Consider the following 20,165-nt stretch of genomic DNA (forward strand, 5'->3'; position numbering starts at 1 on the left):
CGCGAGTTATGTCTGGCGATCAATTATTGTAGCTCTAGCTGAAACCAGTTTAGCTTCTGAGTATCACGATTCTGGCTTACGAAGTCGGTTGCAGGTTCACAAGTTCTTTTGCGGCCGCCATTTTCCGAATGTCTTCCGTAATTCTCATCGAACAATACTTTGGTCCGCACATGCTACAGAAGTGAGCCGACTTGAACGTGTCTTGAGGCAACGTCTCATCGTGGTAAGCCTTCGCAGTTTCTGGGTCAAGCGACAAACGGAACTGCTCATTCCAGTCGAACGCAAAGCGTGCTCGCGAAAGAGCGTCGTCACGATCTTGAGCTCCCTTACGATGCCTCGCCACGTCAGCCGAATGCGCTGCAATTTTATATGCGATAACGCCTTGCTTGACATCTTCGCGATTCGGCAAGCCTAGATGCTCTTTCGGTGTTACATAACAAAGCATTGCTGCTCCAGCCCAGCCAGCTAGAGACGCTCCGATCGCACTTGTAATATGATCGTAGCCTGGAGCTATATCCGTTACCAATGGCCCCAACACGTAGAAAGGAGCGCCGTGGCAGACCTCAATCTGTCGCTTGACGTTCATCTCAATCTGGTCCAGCGGAATATGTCCAGGTCCTTCAACCATGACCTGCGTACCACGCTCCCAACCTCGCGTGCAAAGCGTGCCTAATACATCGAGTTCAGCGAATTGAGCTTTGTCACTTGCATCCGCGATACTGCCTGGACGCAAGCCATCACCAAGACTCCAAGTCACGTCGTACTGACGCATGATGTCACAAAGATCGTCAAACGCTTCATAAAGCGGATTCTGTTTGTTGTGAGCCATCATCCATTTAGCGATCAACGAACCACCGCGCGACACGATCCCAGTCACTCGGTTAACAGTCAAATGTAAGTGCTCAAGCATAACACCGCAATGGATCGTCATGTAGTCGACCCCTTGCTTGGCTTGATGTTCCACCATATCGAGAAAATGCTGCGCCCGCATATCTTCAATATTGCCGCCCAGTTCTTCGAGCATCTGATAGATCGGAACGGTCCCGATGGGAACGGGTGACGCTTCAATGATTGAAGCTCGAATTCGATCAATATCTTTACCGGTGGAAAGATCCATGACCGTGTCGGCGCCGAAATGAACTGCGGCGTGCAGTTTTTCGAGTTCTTCTTGACCATTCGACGTAACTGCAGAGTTACCGATGTTGGCGTTGATCTTACACTTGGCAGCAATTCCGATTGCCATCGGCTCGAGCCGGCCTTGCAAGTGAACTTTATTGGCCGGAATCACCATGCGCCCCGCTGCGACTTCGTCGCGAACTAACTCGGGAGTCAACTGCTCGCGTTCGGCGACAAACTGCATTTCGGGAGTGATTTCTCCCGCACGGGCGGCCAAAATTTGGGTAGTCACGTATCGACAACTCCTATATCGGGCAGAAACTGCCTCGTTTAAGCTTGAATTTTCGGCAGCTTTGAAATCGGTTCAAAGCTTGGTTCGATCTTCCGCTACTGTGCGGAGACGCCTGATTTTATGCATGCCGTCCCTTCAGAACTAGGGCTCCTGACCACTTGCGACGACATACTTTCAGACTTTGCCAGATGATCAAGCGATCTAGACGACACTGACGATCCAAATATCGTCACTTTCAACGCTTCCGAAGTCCCACGCGACCCTGCTGTTGCGACCGCTGGACTCGAGGTAACGATTGTAGCTCGTGTTGAAAAGATAATACCCGCCATTGGGCGCTTCCACGAATCGCCAAACTGTCCCGGTGGCCGTCGATGACGAAGACAGATCGACGCTCAACAGATCTCCGTCAAGGTAACGACCGTTGCTGACATTGCGAAGACGGTAGTTGTCTCCGCCAGCCGAAATCAACTGCCACTGTGTTCGAGAGTCGTTGGTCGTAGTCGTCTCGGCTGTCGACGATCTTCCGCGAAGCCACGCGTTATCGGCAAAATTGAATAACCGAACTATGTTGCCATTCGCTATCACTTCCGGCGTCGCCACGACCGTGACACTCACCGTCGAAGTGGCTTGCGCACCGCTGGTGTCGGAAATTACATAGCTGAAAGTATCCACTCCAGCAAATCCGGAAGCTGGCGTATATACAAGCGAAGTCCCTAACAAAGCGACGCTCCCGTTGGAAGGCTGTGTGAAAGACTCAATGAAGATCGCATCACCGTCGTCCGGGTCGTTATCGTTCGCAAGCACATCAATTGCTATTGCCGCACCTTCATCGGTCGTGGCTGTATCCGCATTGGCGACCGGCGATTCATTTAAGTCGACAACTCCGTATTGAAAGTATCCATTGGCATGCAAGATCTCGCTCTGACGGAACCCTGGTACCAATCCATCCACCGATAGCCACGTGCCGGTCGAGAATACGTCTTCGGCTTCAGTCTCGTAAACGACACCACCGATCTCAATTCGGTCAATGGCGACGTTGTAATCAATACCGTTGGCAACATCGTACACGTCGTTAATAAAGTTGATGCGCACATCACCGATACTGACAGCCTCAGGAGCAACATAGGTAATGGTTACGAAGCTTCGGCTGGAAAGGTCACCTGCTTGACCACCGATGTCTGACATCAGGTAAGTCGCGACAACTTGACCAGCGATTTCCAGCGTAATAATTTCGTTCCCGGTTACACCCGCTGCAAAAACTCTAATTGTGTTGGCTGCTTGTTGTGCGTCGGTCACAGAAATTTCAACCAGTGCTGTCGCTAGATTGCCATTGAGATCGGTGATCGTGTAACTGAAAGAATCGACACCCGAGAAACCTTCGTCAGGAGTATAAACCAACAGTCCTCCTAACAAAGCAACGCTCCCGTTTGAGCCTTGGGTAAACGATTCAATCGATATCACGTCACCGAAATCTGGATCGCTATCATTCGCGAGTACGTCAATCGTGACCGCTTCGTTTTCATTTGTCGTAGCAACATCTGCGAGTGCGAGCGGCGCTCGATCTAGCCCTGCTGCACCATACTGGAAGTAACCGTTGGTATGCAGGACTTCGTTTTGGCGGAAGCCTGGCACAACACCGTCGGCAGGCAGATAGGTTCCAGTAGAGAAGACACTGGCGGCTTCTGTTTCAAAAATGTCGAAGTCGATTTCAACGCGGTCGATGGCCACATTATAGTCAATGCCACTGGCAACATCATAGGTATCGTTCGTGAAGTTTATTCGCACGTCACCGATGTTGACTGGGACAGGCGACACGTAGCTCAGCGTCACAAAATTTCGTGCTGATAGATCGCCTTCTGCGCCGCCAAAATCAGACAGCAAGTAGGTTGCGACGACTTCACCGGCGATCTCAAGCGAGATTACTTCGTTTCCGGATTGACCCGCAGCAAAAATCTTGATCGTATTGGGAACAATAACCGTATCATTGGCTAGCCCCGGAGTTCCATTGATCTGACTGCTTGCGATCCAACTCGCTGCCAAGCTGTTGTCAAGATTAGGATCGATCAGTGCGAGCGAGAATCCACTACCATCCGGTTCCGTAGGCCAATCTCCGCGATCACTATATTGAACGGAATCAACTAGGTTGCCTTGTGCATCAGACAGCGTAATCAGTTCGCCACTTCCACTCAAACCGCCCGAGTATTGACCACCAACATAAATGTTCCCGTTGTATTGCGATTTGAACTGTTCGTAGTTGTCCGTAAAGACAACGGTTTTTCCTGGGAGAATTACTGTTCCGAAGCCGATCGTCAGGTTGACTCCCTCGATTCTCCAGCCAGACAGATCTACAGACTCGTTTGAGTTGTTGAACAGTTCAATAAACTCCGCTTCGCCATCGACCGGGTTGTAGTGCAATTCGTTGATAACAATGTTGTAGCTTCCCGAAGCGGTGCCAGGCATCCGGCTTTCGTTAGCAAATGCTTGTCGCCTCAAATTGATGCCGTCGATGAATTCTTGTTGCCAGAATCGATTCGAGTACGGATCATTCCGTTCCCACTTTTCGAACTCTAAGGCAAAATTCGCGGCGCCAATTTGCTCAAGCAGTTCATCGTATCGATCAAGCAGTTGATCGTCGGAGAGATACTTGTCGACTAAAGTCTGCATCCGCCGCCAGTACATCTCGCGGAACTCGGCGACTTCCCAAACAGCGTTCAGCAATTCAGCATTGATCGGCTCAGGTGTTGTAAATTCTCCGCCACGACCATCTTCTGGAAAGACCCAAGTGCGATCTAAATCCCATTCGACAACAGACCAAGTCTGTGTGCCACCATCTAACCAAACAGAGAAGTTCTGTCCGCGCTGATCATCGTGACGCATCAGCGTTGATAGCGCCATATGGTTGATGACATTAGGAACGTCGACATTGCGGTAGATGTAAGCAGTCTTGCTTGCAGAAGGCGGCGAGATCAAAACTTCATTTAGTTCTAGAAGATTGGTGAAATCGCCATCGTCTGGATCTTTCTTGTCAAATGCAGGAACAACTCCAAAGCCACCGTCCTCTGCATCGTAGAATTCGTCGTCGCCAGCGAATCCATTGGCATCGCGCCAAGCGCCATCGTATAACTCTTGGAATCTAAAGATTCCTTGAAAACCGCTGTTGCGCTGCACATACATGAAGAAGGAGGTAGTAAACGAATCGGTCTCGGCATTAAAGACATCCCATGACAGATCCGGTGTAACGACAGACCAATCGCTAAAATCGGCGTTCACCCCAAATTCGTCAATCAAGTAGGTGCCTTCAACACCGACATCTAATGCATAACCACTGGGCAATTCAAATTTGAGACTCTTTTTAGGATGATTTTGGCGCGAAAAGTCACCGCCTCGAACGCGAACGGTTGCGTTGTCAAAAACTTGATTCCCGTAAGCTACGACCGCCGGGATCTTGGTGTTGGTAAGAGCTAACTCCGTCGTTGTCAACTCAAGGAATTGTTCCTCGTTTACCCAAAATTGGAACACGGGCAATGTATTGTCGACAATGTCAGTTGCGGCGACTACCAACCCAAAAAAGTCGATCGTGTCATTGAAGGGAGCGACAGCTACGTCAGACTCGATTCGATACCGAACTAGTTCACCTGCACTTTGTCCAGGCAACGTCGCGGTCCACGTATTGCCGACGTTGGTCATAACAATGGATTGCTCTTCACCGTCGAAACCAAGCTTGTAGACTAGTGTCGCTGTTGTCGCCCCATCAATGTTCGCTGAAATATCAAACGCTTGGCCGGGTAATACGACTCCCGGCGTAACTACGATATCCGTGATCGATACTTCTTCTTGACCGAAAATCGAATTGGCTGCGCCTGGCGTTGGGCCACCTACACTAGCTCCCCAATTTGCGGCAAAAGCATTGTCGAGCGTTGGGTCACGCAACTCTAACGAAGGCCCGTTACCGTCCGGCACAGTGGGCCATGGCGATTGATCTAAGTAGCTAACTTCATCAATAACAGTAACGCCGTCAGCAGCTAAAAGCTGAATGAGCTCGCCGCTTCCAGAAAGTCCGCCCGCTGAGAATTCGGCAATGGGTGTTACACCCCAAGTTGATTCGGCAAGCGCAATCGACGGACCGACAATCGCATACTGCCCTGCCCCGATCGTAGTACCTTCTGCAAATACTAAAGTGAAACCGACAAACGATGCTCCAGAGAGATCGATGTCTTCGTCAGTCGTGTTGAAGAGCTCAAGAAATTCCGCGTCACCATCGACCACGCCGTCTGGTCCAGGGTTATAGTGAATCTCGTTAATGATCACCGATCCAGGCGTGAGCGGCGAAGGTGTATCAACGATGCTGTCGTCAAAGAATTGGAAATAGCCGTTGGTGTGCAAATACTCTGACTCTCGGAAGCCCGGCACCACCCCATCCTCGGCAGTCCAAGTACCGGTAGAAAAAACCGTTGGTGCTTCTGTCTCAAATCGGACTCCATCGATTGCAATTGCATCCAAACGAATGTTTGCGTCGATACCATTTTCTGGATCATAAACATCGTTCAGAAACTCCACCCGAATTTGATTGGCGTTTAGTGTTTCAGCACTTTCGTAAACAAACGGCTGAAAGTTACCATCATATGCACCCGTGCCTAAGGTCCATGTTTCGACAGCGACTCCATCGATCGAGAGTTGCATTTGTTCAGTGCCTTCGACTCCGGCAGCGAACAATTCAACCGTTGAAAGCATTACGCGAGACTCAAGACTCTCACACTGCAGCGTTAGGTCTTCAAGGGATTGCGTGCGTTCGAAAAGGTGCTTTTTCATGACGTAACTCAAGGGCGAAAATCGATAACAGCCTTGGAAATCGCTGGCAGATTTGAATGGCTGCGATTTCCTGATTGGACTAAAACGGCGTTCAGGTTAGCTAAACTGGGGGAGGTTTACCACTCAAAAAAAGCTCCCGTGAAGCAAAAACTCCCTGTCTATTGACTTTGGAGTCGCCATCCGATCGCGATGCGCCTGTTCCTTAAATTTCGGGACAGCGATTTTGAAAATTTCTAGAATATTTTTCTTCGCGGTCTCTAGAACGGCTCTGATGCTGGAATCAGCTTAGATGCGTCGCAATCGCCACTTTGTTGCCCAACCGTTATGCCAGAGCATGAAGCGACGCCCCGGCTTCTTTAAAAATTTAGTGGCTAGCGAAAGTGTATCGACAACACGACCTCTTCCGATTAGGCCCCTCTCGCCGAACGTTCGGCTTGTTTCTCCTGTGCTGGAATTAATCGCTCGCGAGCAGGCCACGCTCGATAAGAACGTAAGGAATAGTATTAACCGCTCCATTGATTACAACCCTGATGACCGCTTTTGCTGACAAGCTACCGAAAGGTCGAGCCCTGTTGCTGCACGCAACGATGGCTTGGATCGGCATTGTCGGCTGTCGCTCTAACAAATCGGTCATCCTTCCAACTTCTGCATTACCGCCAGGATATCTTGAGTCAATCACGGTAAACTATGAACGTGATCAGCCGACGATAGCGAGCGTAGAGTCAGCAGAGCCGCTTACAGACCTCTCCGAGCTTCCCACAACGACGTGGGAAATGACCTTAGATGAAGCAATCCACACCGCGCTTCATAACACCGAGATACTCCGCAGCCTGGGCGCAACGGTTGTTTCGAACCCTCAGAGTGTTAGCGGTAGCTTCGATCCTGCAATCCAGTCGACCGATCCGTTTATTGGAGCAGCCGCCGCCCTTTCTCAATTCGATACGCAACTGAATTCGAGTTTGCTGTATACCAAAAATGACGATGTCTTCAACAATCCTGTGTTGGGCGGAGGTGCCGCTGAAGTTCGCGACGATGTGGCCGCTAGTACTTTAGGTCTGCGTCGAACAAATATATTCGGCACTCAATTTTCAATGCAGAATCGCGTGCAGCATTCCAACAGCACGAACCCCGCTCTGCTTTTCCCGCACTCCTGGACAACCGTTTGGGAGGGAACCGTACGACAACCTTTAATGCAAGGTCGTGGTGCTCAGTTCAATCAAATCGCTGGACCGACTAATCAACCGGGCTTTCGAAATGTATCCGGCGTAGTGCTCAGCCAAATCAATCAAGAAGTCTCGCTTGCCCAATTTGAAAAGGGCGTTCGCGATATGGTGCGTGAGATCACCAACGCATACTGGCAGTTGGATTTGGCGTATCGACGGCTGGAAGCCACGAAACGAGTTCGCGATCTCGGGCTAACCACATGGAATTCGACGAAGGCTCGGTACGAGAATGGGCTTCCAGGTGGCGGCGCTGATCAAGAAGCTCTGGCACGTGCCCAGTACTATCAATTCCAATCTCAGGTCGTTGCCGACGTCAGTGGGAATCTGCGCAGTGGACAGGTTGGTCTTTTGCAAGCTGAAGCCAACTTGCGGCGATTGCTTGGTATGCCTCAAAGCGACGATCGCTTTATTCGTCCGATTGACACTCCCTACCAAGCTCCCATTATTTATGACTGGAGTTATCTGGCCGGTCATGCTTCCAATGCACGCATCGAGATTCGTGAGCAGTCGTGGCGAGTCAAACAGCGTGAAATGCAACTCTTAGCGTCACGCAATTTCTTATTGCCGCGATTGGACCTCATCGCGACATATCGCAACAATGGGTTTGGCGACGATCTGCTGGGTGGAGGAAGCGGGCGTTTTGCAAGTGCTTTAAAAGACGCAGCATCGAACGATCATGGCGAAGTAGACTTTGGTGTCGTCTATGATTTCCCCGTTGGATATCGCCAAGCTCAAGCGGCTGTTCGAAACGCCGAACTCTTGCTTGCTCGCGAGAGATCCATTCTGAACGAGCAAAGGGAGCAGGTTGTATTTGAACTAGGAAACGCCATCCGATCTGTGTATCGAAATCAGATCGATCTTGAACTGCAGCACAATCGCGTGTTAGCCGCGCGCGATGCAGTCAGCGCACGTGAGGCGGCTTTTAACGCGGACACCATTACGATAGATCAGTTGCTCGAATCGCACGAACGATTGCTTGAAGCCGAACGAGCCTACTTCGACACGCTGCTAGCAATTCAGCAAAGCCATACTCAACTCCAATTTGAGTCAGGACAGCTTCTAGCCAATAATCAAATCAGCCTTTCCGAAATGCAGACGGTACGGTGAAGTGTGTAGCACCCAAGACTTCACCCAGATCGCTACGTTTAGCGAATCATCAACGCAGCATAGTCAAGCCAAATGGCACGAATATGATCTCCGAGTTGTAATTGAATTGGCGCGATTTAGGTAGAGTGAGTCTCTGTTATGCCAGTAAATGTCCGGCTTAAGCAATTTAGAAAGAAGGATGCAATATAAGACCCGCAGCACTTCAACTTTACGTTTTTTGCTTAGTCTGCGTTCCATTTCGAATAGCCTTCCTATAGAATGTTAGCAATGGTTATGGTGTCAAGCAGTCAGGGAATAAAGATGTCTACTGTCGAAGAACGTCTAGCGAAAGTGGAACGCGAAATCGAAGAACTCAAGCGTCAAAATGCTCTCCGCCAGCCGAACCTTGGCTGGCTCGAGCAGCAACGCGGCAAATTTATGGGAGATCCAGACTTTGCCGAAATCGTAAGGCTAGGCAAAGAGCTTCGAGAGAGCGAACCGCCTGGAGAGGGTTCATAAATTGTATCTGTTTGACACGAACCACATTTCTGCGTGGCATCGCGGGGAGGGCAAAGAGTATGACTCACTTTGTCGCAACATGCAGGGTCGTCTGGCCGATCAATTGTTTGTTTCCATCATTTCATTTCATGAAATATTTAATGGATGGAACGCTTATATGTCAAAGCGTCGCCAAAGTGAATTTCTGGTCCGCGCCTATTTTGAATTCGAACGGATACTCGAGGCCTACTCAGAGATGAATTTGTTGCCTTTTGATCGCAAAGCGGCTGAGGTACTCGAAGAGCTGCTTGGCATGAAGCTCCGCGTTGGCGCAATGGACTTACGAATTGCTGCCATTGCAATCGCAAATCAAGCAGTTTTGCTAACGCGGAACACGGTTGATTTCGAGAGAATTCCGAATTTGCAAATCGAAGACTGGCTTAAAGCCGTATAGTCATCTTATTGTTCAAATGGGTTCAACAAACACCTGTTCATTTGAAACCATTGACTTCGTATAAGAACCGAAGTTGATTAGCGGAAATGAATGACGGTTGTCAGATATCGAAGCAAACGTTGCCCCAGCGAACTGCTTCCCACACGAATCTTGGCATGACCGCTCATGTTTGGTAACACGCGAACGTTCGACCGTTGCACAGATTCGGCTGGAAGCAATGCGTACGATTCAAAAGCTGGCAACATCGGCTGCTCGCTGCCATTAACACTTGGTTTGACCGCTAGCGGACCATGATAAGTCTGCGACAGTTCCCGAGGCACGCTCAATAGCTCGTCCTGAGATATTCCGCTAATCGCCGTCTCGACGAAACCGTTTCGAAACTGTCGAGAAAGCGCAATCACCTTTTGTCCGACCTGCAGTAACTTAATATCTGATTGATCGACAACCAAGATCGCTTCCATATTTTCTGGGTCGCCAATCATTCCTAGCAGCGTATTGGACTCGAGATACGCTCCTTGATTTTTTTGGTCAAGCGGCGTACCGCTCCAACCCATCAATTCAGCTTCTCCCGTTGGCCTACCGAGTAGATTCGCAGGTGAAAAAAGAATTCCCGGCCGAGCAGCTTTCACAGTCAATTGCTGGATTTGATGCTCTTTAATTTTTACTTGTCGCTCAAGACTTTCGATCTGAGCGACCGTTTCCGCAATCTTGCGAGCAGAATCAAAGTGCACAGTACTGATGAATTCAAAAGCCGAACGATCCGATTTTAATCTTGCTAGTTGACCTTTTAACTCTTCGAGTTCGATCGTCAGTTCTTCGTTGGATAAAACCGCAATTGTGTCGCCAGCCTTGACGGGCTGACCTTCTGCTACAAGTACTTGCACAAGTTGTCCGGCTTGTGGCAAGACAAGTTGTTGAGCTTGATGAGGACGCACCACGAAAGTCGCCCAGACGTAGTGAGGTAACGGCAAAAAGCTAAAAAGTGAAATCGCCAACAAGCCAATCAAACTCGTCACATAAAATCGCCACTTTTTCACTTCACGAAGCCTACCTGGATAGAGAAAAAACTTAGTGAGCTTCACCGTGGGCACCACCACCATACCCATCAATGAAATAGCAATTATCGTATGAGCGATTGCCGACAAACCGTAAGGTTCAAGGACTTTGCTAACGAACCATAGCACCGCGATTGTCACAAACCAACGATAAGCAAACGAGAGGACGCTGTATACTGCGACTAGGTTTTGGTTCTTGGTTGGAAGAAGATGGGAAGGCAATGGCTTCATTCCCAGACACAGAACACGCAGCTTGGAAATCGCTGTCAGCTTTGCCTTTTGTGCTAAATTCGGGATCTCTAGGAAATCTGAGAGTATGTAGTAGCCATCATACCGCAAAAGCGGGTTCGCGTTAAACATCACCGTGCTGACGGAACTCAAGAACATAATGTTGAGCGCGAGATAGTGAATCCAGCCTGGATGAGTAAACCACCAAACAAAAGTACAAATCGCAGCCATGAAAAGTTCGACGTACATTCCCGCCGCGCCGATCGCCATCCGATGCCATCGATTGCGCAAGATCCACGAATCTGAAGTGTCACAGTACATTGCCGGCGTCATAACCAACAGCATGAACCCGATTTGATGACATTCTCCGCCGAAGTGTTTGCACATCAATCCATGGCCCAGCTCGTGGATGGATTTGGTAAAAATCAGGATCCCCGCCATGAAAAGCAGGTTGTCGAACGCAAAGAAACTTTGAAAATCAGGTAACTTCGCAAAAAATGCGTCCACGTTAATCAAGAGCAAAGCCAACGCAGCCATGCAGACAGCGATGACAATACTGGTAAACCAAACCGTGAAAAAGAAGCGACACTTTGGATACAACCAGTTCAACAATCGTTCCGGATCCCAGCCCGGGAAGCGTAGCGATATGAGACTCGAAAGCAAGCCGACAGCCTTTTGTGCCAACTCTTTGTTACGGCGCCTGTCGAGCGGTAAAGCTTGTCCGCTGGCATTCGAAATTAGTAGCCCGTTCTGATGAAGGCTTGCGACTAACTGCTGAACTGACTCGAGCCTGGTTCGTGATTCGGGAAATGCTTGTGTCAGCATCACCTTAAGATCTTGATAACTGACGGAATTGGCCAGACGCGATAGGACTAAAAACTCCGGCTTGCGAAGCCGAAAGTATTTCATCGCCAGTGGATCTTTAACGATCCAACAATACTCGCCCTGGTAGACACTTTCCTCAATGACCAAATCAGTCCGCTTTCGCAGCCCGACAGGCCTCTCCTCGGATGAAAGCATGGCAGGTTCGACAATCGACATTATTGTTTCAGATAAAAGAAAACGTATCGATTGAGCGTTCGAGGAATCTCATGCAGCCAAAGATACCCAACACTCGACTGCTCACCAGTATAGATTTTGGCCGAAACACCGGTTTTGGCTTGTTTTAGCGCCAATGACTCTTCGTCAATCTCGACCTTCACTCGAAGTACCTGAAGATTGTCTTCACTAATTTGAATGGCGTTGGCAATCTCGACGAGAGTTCCCTCATAATCTCTGCTTGGATCAGCCGCCAAAGTAAACCTTACTTTTAAACCGTTGTTTTCGGCCGCTGCAAATCCGCGCAACAAGTGTTCAATCCGCCGATCTTCAACATCCAATTCTAGTTGCCATGGACCTTCAATATCAGCAACTTCCATCAAAACATTTTGAGGAGCGACGGAACGTCCCTTCAACTTCTGCTGCACGTCCCACGTGATCACTTGTCCATTAATCGGACTCGTAACAACTAATTGTGCTTGTATCCGCTGCAAGCTTTCAAGTTGACGACTCAGCGAATCGATTTCCGATTGTAATGAACCTAGATTCTCTTCGATTGACGCAGCATTCGAATTCGAAGCGTTTTGAAACTTATTACGTTCGATAGCACTTTTACGTTGGCGAAGCGTTTCTAGCCGACCGTTTACTTCAGCCAATCGAAGTTGTAATTCGTCGCTTTTTAATTCGACTAACGCCTCCGATTCTCGCACGACTTGCCCATGTTCTACTGGCACCGCCAGGACTTCGCCTGCCGTCTTTGGAAAGACAAGTCGCCGCTGTTGTGGAACTAGAGTTCCCGAAGCAGTAACGTAAAAATCTGCCGGCCAGAAAACGAGAAATATTCCAACAAGCAGAGCAATGCCAGTTACCAGAATCGTTTTCGGAAGCGTACGCGGTGCAACGATCCAACCGGAATTGCCCAGCAGTTTCCAAACTGGATAGAGAAATAGTTCCTGATGTAGATTTGCATTCCGCAGTGCATCACCACTATGTTGCGTCGTCAATTCGAGCAATGGCTCGATTTCACTACGCGTCCATTGGAGTCTACTGTGTTCGTAAACGATACCGCCAATGATTTCATTCGATGCTTGCGATGGTCGTTCAGGGTCTTCGATGACTTCGGGTAATTGCCGATATATTGGGTGGATTACCAAACTGCGAGTCGTGGAATTAGATAAGTACGAATCCAAGACAGCTTTGATTTGAGGTGCGAGTTCCACTTCTGCAGGATACCAGAACTCAGATTTTGCCTTGAGCACTTCCGAAGCAACTTGCTCGAGCGATTGGACTGCATTGCTGCGGTGATTGACCGAAGGCTGGCCGCTGATCGCGAAGATCTTAAACCGACGGCGATGTTTTAATATGACACTGACTCGATCACAATCCAAAAGCAATCGCGTTTCATTGGCGATATTGGCGCATGTCAGTCGACGGTCAATCGATTGGTGTAAGGCGTGTGTGTATCGAGACAGTTCGTTTAATTCGATACGCATGCGTGTTGCGCCGTCTTGGGACGGAGTGCAAGTGAGTGAGTTCTCCTCGCTAACTTTTCGGACGACTGGTGTTTCGATTGCTTCGAAAACGCAACAAACGTGTTTTAATTCGTTTAAGAACTCTTGCGAAAAGGCGGCGTTCTGATCTCCCGGGAACACTAGTTCCAGCACTTGCCCGGGCTTGCCTTTCAACGGCGAAAGAAACATAACTGGCGACCGATGAAGCGAGCCGTTCGTCTCCTTACCGTCTGTTTTTACAACCGCACTTCGTTGCTGCTGAACTATTTGCAAGAGAATGCGCTCGTGATCACCTTGGGTGAAACCGACCTTCGCAGGTTCTCCAACTGAATGAAATGCAATTGGAGAAAATGGAGTTTGATTGCAATTCCAGACAGCCCCCGATTTGGCATCGGTGACAACAACCAATCGCTGAATGATCTTGGCGTACGCCTCTAACCCGCTTCCGTTAGAAGCAGTTGCTAGTCGATCAAATTCCTCGAAATTGATTTTCACTGTCGTTAGAATTGGAAGCTAAGCTTCTGCAGTTATGAGATTGCTGGCGTCGCTCTCAGTTTTCTTCAGAGCTCTGCGAAATTTACATCATAGGACTATAGATTACGAAATGTAACAATAATGAACTACGCCGGAATCATTTCTCGAATTCGCAACACTACCAGTGACTTAGAATCGCTTTCCGAGCTTCAACTGCGCTCGAAAAGCCTTGAACTGAAGCACTGCGCAATGACTGGGCGATCGGTTCGAGATCTGATTGTTGACGGTTTTCCCCTGGTAATCGAGGCTTCGCGGCGTTGCCTGGGCCTTGTACATCACGATGTTCAAATTGTTTGCGGCATCGAAATGGTCCATGGGCGGCTAGCCGAAATGAAAACCGGCGAAGGCAAAACGCTTACCGCCTCGCTCGCAGGATATTTGTTGGCCCTGTACGGCCAAGGGTTGCATCTTGTCACCTTTAACGATTATTTGGCGCAGCGAGATTGTGAACTCATGCGGCCAATCTACCGCATGTTGGGGATGTCGGTCGATGTATTGGTGCAAGGACTGCCGACTCCACAACGTGCCTTAGCGTACCAATGCGACGTTACCTATGGAGCAGCCAAAGAATTTGGTTTCGATTTTCTTCGCGATCGAATTCAGAAAACAGCTTCAGGTAATCCGAACGCCGGAGTCATGCGTGGAACCAACTATGCGCTGATCGATGAAGCAGACAGCATCCTGATCGATGAAGCACGCACGCCATTGATCATCGGGATGAAAGACCAAGCCGAAACATGTATTACTTCCGACTGCTTTCAATGGGCAGCCAAGCATGCAACGAGCTTCATTGAGTCACAGCACTTTCAATACAATCCAGCCGAACAAAAAGTTACGCTGAATGCTGCTGGTATTCAACTAGCCCGCAGCCTGCCACAGTGCGATGCAATCCAAAGAATTTCCATCCGCGAAGTTTACGATTACCTTCAGAAGGCGATCAAAGTTCGTAGAGACTTCCACTTGGACAAAAACTACGCCATACGAAAGGGTGAAATCGTAATCATCGACGAGTTCACAGGACGTCCTGCGGAAGGTAGACAATGGCAAAACGGAATTCATCAGTCAGTACAAGCCAAAGAAGGACTTGAAATCACTCCGGCAACTCGTCAAGCTGCTTCGATTACGATTCAGTCCTACTTTAAGCGCTACCAAATGTTCTGCGGCATGACTGGCACAGCGTGGACGTCTCGCCGCGAATTTTCTAAGGTCTACCGTAAACGCGTAGTCCAAATCCCGACTCATCGCCCGATCGACCGACGTAAATTTAGCGATCGCGTCTTTGCAAATCAAACAGAAAAATTTGATGCAATCACCCATACAGTAGAACAATTAATTGCTCAAGGACGCCCTGTACTTATCGGCACTCGCAGCGTCGGAAAGTCGGAATTGTTGGCGGACCACCTGCGACAGCACAGCTTGGATTTCCAGGTCCTCAATGCCAATCACTTAGAGAAAGAAGCGGATATCATTGAAAAGGCGGGCCAATCTGCGTGCATCACGATCGCCACAAATATGGCGGGACGTGGAACAGACATCAAGCTTTCCGACGCGGTTCGACTCGCTGGAGGCTTGCACGTTATCCTGAGCGAGATACATGAGAGCGAGCGAATTGACTGGCAACTGATTGGCCGCGGCTCGCGGCAAGGCGATCCCGGCAGCTATCAAATATTTGTTGCGTTGGATGACGAAATTCTTAAGCTCGGGCTGGGACCACAAAAGGCGAATCGGTTGCAATCCAAGTATGCTAACGCTAGCGAGTCTAAACTCCAGACGTTTTTTCCGTTGTTTCGAAAGGCACAGCGAGCGACCCAGCGACGCTACCTTACCGATCGACTCATTCTCCTGCGCAGCGATCTTGAACAGAAGAAAGCGCACTATGCGATGGGACAAGATCCGTATTTGCAAAGTGTAAGCGGCTGATCAATCTTCGATCTCAAGGGACAAAGTGCCTTGCAAACCTGGAATGTGGATCCGCTCCGAGTTATCGATCTCCGCCCATACTTGAAAAATACCTTCGACGACTTCAGGACTTGCAAAGATGACTTTGACTGGCACTTGAGTAGCCTGATCGCCAACCTTATAATCGAAGCGACCAACTGTGCCGACTTTCACGCGACGAATAAGATCCTTGCTGAAGTAACCTTCAACACGCAATTTCTCCAGGTCGATTACACGAGCAATTGGATCTCCGGCGTTAACCCACTGCCCTGGTTGAATATAAATCTGGGCGATTGTACCTGAGAATGGCGACCGGATGACTCGATTGTCTAGTTTGACCTGTGCAGCTTGTTTCGAACGAGCCCGCAACGTCGCCGTCCACTGTGCAACGTCGAATTCCATAGCTGCCTGCTCGCCCGAAAGTCGAGCTTGTTCCAGTTGCAACTGCAGTCGTTCGATTTCTGTGCTCGAGATAGTCTTAGCAAATTGTCGATTGGCGTTCATGCTTTTTGCAAGCGTCTTCTCAGTCACTTCGGCGGATTTTTGAGCATATTCCAGATTGACTTGATTCGTAGCTTGCAGCTTTGCGATTTCCTCTTCGGCAGCCGCCACTTCAAATTCCGCTTGGTAGATGTCAGAGTTTAGCCGAACCAGAACTTCATTGGCAGCAACCAGCTTTCCAGCTTGCGTACCGATCTCTTTGACGATGCCCGGAGCTTCAGACGAGATAATCGTATTGTAAGTCGCAACAATTCTCGCGCCCTCGTACTGCGCAGTACCCTGCGCCTTCACGCTTCCTGGCAAGATGCATAACAGCGTTGCAGCGAGCGAAGTCAAAACAAAGCCACGTACGGTGCACATTTTCTATCGTTCCACCAAGAATGATTTAACAGAGAGCAAACTCAGGTTAATCAGCCCTGATCAGACATGTCAAATTTTGAAGAGCGACTACCAGATAGAATTGCACTCGCCGCGTCGATTGCTTACCAACATACCGCCCTTAACGATTCTTCTGAATATAACGATCACCGCTGTATTCAGTCTCCTGATGGTAGCCCAACGAAGGCTTACAACGTTTTCAGGTATTCGAGGAGGTCGCTTTTCTCATCCTGAGTCAGCTTACTCGGATAGTCGTGACCTTGGTTCGACTTCCCTTCTTGTCGCGAGTCGAAGTACCAGTGCCTGTCATAATTCGGCAACTTCTCAAATCCTTCTGGCAGTTCATCAAGTGCTTCGTATTCAAATCCAACCTCAAGTGCGTTATATGACTCACTCGTGCGGCGCCAGACTGTCGGGCGGCTGTTGGGATTGAGAAGAGCCTCTAAAGTTGGCACGCTGCCATTATGCAAATACGGAGCGGAAACCCAGATCCCATCCAGCGGCGGCGCGGTGTAGCCCTCTGGATTTTCGTACGTTGATTGTTCACCGTACTCAGCAAACCAGCTTTTCCCGTAGTGCTTTCGATGCGTAGGTGTCAGCGAAGCATGTCGGATCTTATCCGTCTTCACATCTTCGATCGCGACATTCATTTCCGGATAACTGCGATTGTCTTGTTCGTATGTTCCATGGCAACTTGCACAATTGGCGGAAAAGATAGCTCGGCCTCGTTCGGCTTTCTGCGTTTCGATTTGTAAGGGGTAAACTGGCGATTTCACTTCGGACAGGAACTGATAAACCTGAGCGAAGTCTTTCTCCCACTTGCGAAACTTGTCGGGACCATTCTCTTTCACAAGCATAAACTGCATCAGCCCCTTATGTCCCTTTTCCGCAAAGCCATCAATGTACATATGAGTTTTGCGTTTGAAGTGCCACCACGGCGGCGCATCCATATCATGATGCACCATCGAGGCAGGCGGACGAAATTTGTGAATGTTCAGATCAGCATCGCGGTAGTTCATCAAAGCGACGCCAAACATGACAGCGTTACTTGTTCCCACCGATGTGCCCAACGGCATGAAGACTGATCCGATATCCATATGCGTCAGCGGAATTTTTAATCGCAACTTGGCCCGGCGGACTTGTTCGGTGAAAGTCTCAAGCGAATAGGTTGTGTTAGGTGCGCCTGGCACGACCACGCCGTAAGTGCTGCCTCCGTGACAAGCAAAACAGTTCATCACCCACTGCCCCTCTTTATCGACTACATACTGCAGCGGTTTGGAGGGGTCGTCAGGGCGATGTGCAATTCCGAAGGCTTTCAGCATCGTAGCCCTCTTCTCTTCCCAACTGCTCTCGTTTTCTAAACCAGAGGATTGCAGCGGGCTGACAAAGTCGTTCTTCTCCAACTCGGTCAAGACTTCCTCATTGAAGTCTGGCGGCAAATAGATTTTATCCACCAAGTTGTGATAGCCCGATTTCGCCTCGGGCGACAAACCGTCTAACATCTGACGTACGTGTTGACGAAGAGCCTCACGCACTCGGCGGTCAATCTGACTTTGCTCCAAGCTATTATCGCTGTTGGTCGACGGCGAAACCGCCTTGCCGACTAACTTCTCGGACTGTCCGAGAACGACCGAACCAGTCAGCATAACAATTGCCGCAACGAACAATGCGATAGCGGAGCGTTCGATCAAAACCGCCAAGCCAAGTTGGATCGCTGAACGGGAAATACTGCCAAAAGTTTGATTCATCATCCTTCGTCTCATTGCGAAGCGCTCGTTTCGAAATTCGGAAACGTCGTAGTACTATGGTACCGAACGATCAAGGCGAATGTTCACTCGAATTTCGACTGAAACGATAAACCGTAAGGCGGCCAACACCGTAGATGCGGTCGATCTTATATTGTCGATCGCGGGCTGTACTATCCAGATTCAGTTGCAATTCCATTGCTTCTATGTCGTAAATGTACGGCTGGCTGCGGGATATGAAGAGTATTTCCTCGATCGGCGACGCTCGCGAGATTACTTCGGAAAGCGTCTCCAAGGTTGTATTGATGTCATTGGTCAAAACATCGGATCGCTCGACTGCCTCGCGGAATTGGCTGATGCGAGTTTGCCACTCGTCGTCACTGGTTTCCCTTTGCTTTAGCGAACATGCTGCCTGGATTGGGAACTTCAGATAATCTTGAGTATGTCGCTTGATCGTATCTTCATCACGCGTTTCAACTAACATCGGAGCGTATACAACGTAAGCTTTGTCGGGAGAAAACTCCTTTAAGACAACGTCCAGCATGCCCGGCCAGTCTTCATGGCGTTGCCATGAGATGAGTTGCCCACGCGCCAGAGCACTTACCCTTCCCTGCACCGCCGTCCATGCAAGCAAGGTAAGCGCAACAACCACTGCCAACATTGTTCTTGAACGATATCGAGATATAAGTAAGCCGGCGGAAACAATCGTGAGTGGGTACGTCCCGATCAAGTAACGCGAATGCATCAGAGGCGCAATACCAAAGGCTGTGACAAAGTAAATCGACAGCACAGCTAGGGCTGCGGTCAAAACCAAGCGGCCTGAGATACAATTCTGTTGGCATTCACGACTTTTCAGATTCGAATTGCCGCTTAGTCGATTCACCCCGCGCTCGATTATTAGTCCTATGACCAATATCCCAATCCAGCAAACCAAGGGTGAGACGCGAAGAAGGTCAAGGAAGCTGGTATGCGCCGCAAAAGCACTCCAAATTCCACGACCATCGCCGATTCGCGACAGCTCCAGCATCGCAGGCAGGCTAAACAGAGCCAAGCACCCGAGCTCAACCAAGTTTGACTTACGAGTAGATCGAGGCTTCCCTGACTCCGGACCAGCAGCAATTTCCGTTGCGATTGCCCTAACAAAAACTAACGCACCCACAACGACTACGGCTGTGTAGTGCAGATAGATAGCCAACACGCCAAACGCAACAAATCCACCGTGGTACAGCCAAGGCCTTATTGCTATTCCCGGCAACGACAAAACGGCCGCACCAGCGACGGTCAGCGCAACGGCCGAATAGGGGCGAGCTTCAATCGCGTAGAACCAGTTGATTTGATCCACAACCAACAACACCGCAGTACCAATCGACGCAGCCGCACATCCTTTGAGGTTTTCTCCCCGAGGGTCAATCGCTTTGCAGAACGCCCAACCACAAAGAAATATCGTCGCTACCCAAGCAGATAAAGGTAGAAGTCGCAACACAACCGTAACGGAGAGAAACTGTGAAAGTTGCGTTGCGTCAGCCGCCTTAAGAACGATCGATTCGAACCAAAACCAAACCGGCGACTGATTACCTGCTCGAGCACGCTCGGCGACTTGAGAAAGCGGGGCGTCGACAGTCCAAAAAGTATGCAGCTCGTCGATCCACATTGGCTCGCGGATTGTTATGAGCCCACCGCTTGCTGCAATAAGTGCGAGCAATAGGGCCCTGAGAAAATGCGAGCGAATCATGAATGCCAGCCCCGGTCGAGCTCGTCT

General features: G+C 49.5%; 10 protein-coding genes and 1 pseudogene. 4 read left to right on the top strand and 7 right to left on the bottom strand.

Going from position 1 to position 20,165, the window contains the following annotated elements:
• Positions 1 to 76: 76 nt before the first annotated feature.
• Both thiC and SH451x_RS22540 read right to left on the bottom strand, forming a co-directional pair.
• Positions 77 to 1,420: pseudogene (gene thiC / locus SH451x_RS22535) on the bottom strand (phosphomethylpyrimidine synthase ThiC); the annotation flags it as partial.
• 189 nt (positions 1,421 to 1,609) lie between these two features.
• Positions 1,610 to 6,217 carry a carbohydrate-binding domain-containing protein gene (locus SH451x_RS22540; RefSeq protein WP_479359451.1) on the bottom strand — a complete coding sequence of 1,536 codons (4,608 nt, stop codon included), beginning with the start codon at positions 6,215 to 6,217 and terminating at the stop codon, positions 1,610 to 1,612.
• Between the two features lie 530 nt (positions 6,218 to 6,747).
• Here SH451x_RS22540 and SH451x_RS22545 point away from each other — a divergent pair.
• From SH451x_RS22545 to SH451x_RS22555, 3 genes are all read left to right on the top strand, one after another.
• Positions 6,748 to 8,547: a TolC family protein gene (locus SH451x_RS22545; RefSeq protein WP_479359452.1), complete on the top strand. Its 1,800-nt coding sequence runs from the start codon at positions 6,748 to 6,750 to the stop codon at positions 8,545 to 8,547.
• A gap of 300 nt (positions 8,548 to 8,847) precedes the next feature.
• Complete coding sequence (locus SH451x_RS22550; RefSeq protein WP_479359453.1) at positions 8,848 to 9,045, top strand: hypothetical protein; 198 nt, start codon at positions 8,848 to 8,850, stop codon at positions 9,043 to 9,045.
• Position 9,046: 1 nt separating this feature from the next.
• Positions 9,047 to 9,478, top strand: a complete 432-nt coding sequence (locus SH451x_RS22555; protein WP_479359454.1) for a type II toxin-antitoxin system VapC family toxin — start codon at positions 9,047 to 9,049, stop codon at positions 9,476 to 9,478.
• Positions 9,479 to 9,555: 77 nt separating this feature from the next.
• Here SH451x_RS22555 and SH451x_RS22560 read toward each other — a convergent pair whose 3' ends face one another.
• Positions 9,556 to 11,802 (bottom strand): hypothetical protein, encoded by a 2,247-nt coding sequence (locus SH451x_RS22560; protein WP_479359455.1) that lies wholly within the window; start codon positions 11,800 to 11,802, stop codon positions 9,556 to 9,558.
• Entirely contained in the window at positions 11,802 to 13,805 is a 2,004-nt protein-coding gene (locus SH451x_RS22565; protein WP_479359457.1) for an efflux RND transporter periplasmic adaptor subunit, read from the bottom strand. Before SH451x_RS22565 ends, SH451x_RS22560 begins: the two co-directional genes overlap by 1 nt.
• Before the next feature lie 120 nt (positions 13,806 to 13,925).
• Here SH451x_RS22565 and SH451x_RS22570 point away from each other — a divergent pair, with 120 nt between their 5' ends.
• Positions 13,926 to 15,764, top strand: coding sequence for a preprotein translocase subunit SecA (locus SH451x_RS22570; RefSeq protein WP_479359458.1), 1,839 nt, complete (start codon positions 13,926 to 13,928; stop codon positions 15,762 to 15,764).
• Here SH451x_RS22570 and SH451x_RS22575 read toward each other — a convergent pair whose 3' ends face one another.
• The 3 genes from SH451x_RS22575 to SH451x_RS22585 form a co-directional block, all read right to left on the bottom strand.
• The gene (locus SH451x_RS22575) at positions 15,765 to 16,643 is read right to left on the bottom strand and encodes an HlyD family secretion protein (RefSeq protein ID WP_479359459.1); all 879 of its coding nucleotides are present in this window, start codon (positions 16,641 to 16,643) and stop codon (positions 15,765 to 15,767) included. It lies immediately after the preceding gene.
• Between the two features lie 206 nt (positions 16,644 to 16,849).
• Positions 16,850 to 18,412 carry a c-type cytochrome gene (locus SH451x_RS22580; protein ID WP_479359460.1) on the bottom strand — a complete coding sequence of 521 codons (1,563 nt, stop codon included), beginning with the start codon at positions 18,410 to 18,412 and terminating at the stop codon, positions 16,850 to 16,852.
• 67 nt (positions 18,413 to 18,479) lie between these two features.
• The gene (locus tag SH451x_RS22585; RefSeq protein WP_479359461.1) at positions 18,480 to 20,138 is read right to left on the bottom strand and encodes a hypothetical protein; all 1,659 of its coding nucleotides are present in this window, start codon (positions 20,136 to 20,138) and stop codon (positions 18,480 to 18,482) included.
• Positions 20,139 to 20,165 lie beyond the last annotated feature (27 nt).

It is taken from the genome of Njordella aestuarii (genome assembly GCF_056494165.1).